The 2,813-nt window shown below is 57.9% G+C and carries 3 protein-coding genes; all 3 read left to right on the plus strand.

Annotated elements, in window-relative coordinates; genetic code table 11:
- Positions 1 to 186 precede the first annotated feature (186 nt).
- A complete protein-coding gene (gene rpsB, locus HP547_RS28190) occupies positions 187 to 924 on the plus strand; it encodes a 30S ribosomal protein S2 (RefSeq protein WP_172231881.1) in 738 nt (245 codons plus the stop codon).
- Positions 925 to 1,110: 186 nt separating this feature from the next.
- Positions 1,111 to 1,974: a translation elongation factor Ts gene (gene tsf, locus HP547_RS28195; RefSeq protein WP_172231884.1), complete on the plus strand. Its 864-nt coding sequence runs from the start codon at positions 1,111 to 1,113 to the stop codon at positions 1,972 to 1,974.
- Positions 1,975 to 2,151: 177 nt separating this feature from the next.
- Positions 2,152 to 2,813, plus strand: a 662-nt coding sequence (pyrH, locus tag HP547_RS28200; RefSeq protein WP_172288759.1) for a UMP kinase, incomplete at its 3' end; no start/stop codon positions are given.

The following is a 2,813-nucleotide window of genomic DNA, read 5'->3' on the forward strand; positions in this document are numbered from 1 at the left end:
CAACAGTATTCGGGTTCCGTTCGCTCGCGGTCTGTGGTATAAAATGCGCCGCTTTCGGGGATGACCCCGTGAGCTTCAAACCCACACACGTGTCGACACGATGACCTGGGTGCCCCGATCTCTTCGGAATCGCGGGTTGGTCATTGGGATGCGTGGAGGCCCAACCCGACTTACCAAGGAACTATCATGTCCCAAGTCAATATGCGCGATATGCTGAAGGCCGGTGTGCACTTCGGCCACCAGACCCGTTACTGGAACCCGAAAATGGGCAAGTACATTTTCGGCGCGCGTAACAAGATTCACATCATCAACCTGGAAAAAACCCTGCCAATGTTCAACGACGCCCTGGCGTTCGTAGAGCGTCTGGCTCAGGGCAAGAACAAGATCATGTTCGTCGGTACCAAGCGTTCCGCCGGCAAGATCGTGGCCGAGCAAGCTGCTCGCGCCGGTTCGCCATACGTTGACCACCGCTGGTTGGGCGGCATGCTGACCAACTACAAGACCATTCGTGCTTCGATCAAGCGTCTGCGCGACCTGGAAACCCAGGCCGAAGATGGCACCTTTGCCAAGCTGACCAAGAAAGAAGCCCTGATGCGTTCGCGCGATCTGGAAAAACTGGACCGCAGCCTGGGTGGTATCAAGGACATGGGCGGTCTGCCTGATGCCCTGTTCGTTATCGACGTTGATCACGAGCGCATCGCGATCACCGAAGCCAACAAGCTGGGTATCCCGGTTATCGGCGTTGTCGATACCAACAGCAGCCCGGAAGGTGTTGACTACATCATCCCAGGTAACGATGACGCCATTCGCGCTATCGAGCTGTACATGACTTCGATGGCTGACGCCATCATCCGCGGCCGCAACCACGTTGCTGGCGGCACCGAAGTCTACGCTGAAGAAGCGGCTGCACCTGCTGCCGAGTAATTAGACGCTAGCGTCGACTTGGCACGCAAAAAGGGGGCTCTGCCCCCTTTTTGCCACCTTGAAATCCTGCTGTCAGCATCGGCCCCGCATCATGGGCCCGCTGAGTCAAAAACAGCGGATTTGCAGAATTGAACGCCCGTGAGCAACGGGTGGAATGGTTGAAAAACTTTCCAAGAGGATTTTGAAATGGCAGCAATTACTGCAGCGCTGGTCAAAGAACTGCGCGAGCGTACCGGCGAAGGCATGATGGATTGCAAGAAAGCCCTGGAAAAGGCTGGCGGCGACATCGAAAAAGCCATTGACGACATGCGTGCCTCGGGCGCCATCAAGGCCGCCAAAAAGGCTGGCAACGTCGCTGCTGAAGGCGCTATCGCCGTCAAGACCGACGGTAAATCCGCCGTCCTGCTGGAAGTGAACTCGCAGACCGACTTCCTGGCCCTGCAAGACGACTTCAAGACCTTCGTCGCCGAAAGCCTCGAAGAAGCCTTCGCCCAGAAGCTGACCGACGCCGCTCCGCTGATCGCTTCGCGTGAAGCTGCTCGTGAAGCCCTGGTTGCCAAGGTAGGCGAGAACGTCAACATCCGTCGCCTGGTGCGCGTTGAGGGTGACGTTGTCGGTGCCTACCTGCACGGCAACAAGATCGGTGCTGTCGTTGTCCTGAAAGGCGGCGACGTCGAACTGGCCAAGAACATCGCCATGCACGTTGCCGCTTCGAACCCGGAGTTCCTGGATTCGTCGGAAATCTCCGCCGAAGCCATCGAGCGCGAGAAGGCCGTCTTCCTGCAGCTGAACGCTGACAAGATCGCCGGCAAGCCGGAAAACATCGTTGAGAACATGATCAACGGTCGTATCACCAAGTTCAAGGCCGAAGCCTCGCTGAAAGAGCAAGCTTTCGTCATGAACCCGGAAGTCAAGGTCGGCGAGCTGGCCAAGAAAGCCGGTGCTGAAATCGTTTCGTTCACCTACTTCAAAGTAGGCGAAGGCATCGAGAAGCCGGTCGACAACTTCGCTGAAGAAGTTGCCGCCCAGCTGGCTGCTGCCAAGCAGTAAGACAGCCCCGTCTGTCGCCACAAAGAGGCTGCCCGCTCACGCGCGCAGCCTCTTTGTCAAAGCGGGAGCGGTTTACAAGGCCGTTGCTCGCTGACGCAGTCGCTGCGTCACATTAGAGTTATACGCAGGCTCAAGAAGCCCGCCAGAATTTTACAAACGCCGCAGGAGAGATTCGCAATGGCTCAGCAGGGCAGTGGTCATCAGGCTCGCTATAAACGCATTCTACTCAAACTTAGCGGCGAGGCCCTGATGGGCTCGGAAGAGTTCGGGATCGACCCCAAGGTCCTGGATCGCATGGCGCTGGAAGTCGGCCAGCTGGTCGGCATCGGTGTCCAGGTAGGCCTGGTGATCGGTGGTGGCAACCTGTTCCGTGGTGCGGCGCTCAGTGCAGCCGGCATGGACCGCGTTACCGGCGACCACATGGGCATGCTGGCCACCGTGATGAATGGCCTGGCCATGCGCGACGCGCTGGAGCGGGCAAACATCACCGCCATCGTCATGTCGGCGATCTCCATGGTTGGCGTGACCGATCATTATGATCGCCGCAAGGCCATGCGCCACCTCAACGCCAAGGAAGTCGTAATCTTCGCTGCCGGTACTGGCAACCCGTTCTTCACCACCGACTCTGCCGCTTGCCTGCGCGCCATCGAAATCGATGCCGATGTGGTATTGAAGGCAACCAAGGTCGATGGTGTATACACTGCAGATCCATTCAAGGACCCGCATGCCGAGAAGTTCGATCATCTGACCTACGATGAAGTGCTGGATCGCAAGCTGGGTGTGATGGACCTGACGGCAATCTGTCTGTGCCGCGACCACAAGATGCCACTGCGCGTCTT

It is taken from the genome of Pseudomonas sp. CM27, from assembly GCF_013179515.1.
GTDB lineage: Bacteria > Pseudomonadota > Gammaproteobacteria > Pseudomonadales > Pseudomonadaceae > Aquipseudomonas.

What these genes read in the sequence shown, in the direction of transcription:
- tsf (WP_172231884.1), top strand. Translation starts at nt 1,111, where the DNA reads ATGGCAGCAATTACTGCAGCGCTGGTCAAAGAACTGCGCGAGCGTACC.
- rpsB (WP_172231881.1), top strand. Translation starts at nt 187, where the DNA reads ATGTCCCAAGTCAATATGCGCGATATGCTGAAGGCCGGTGTGCACTTC.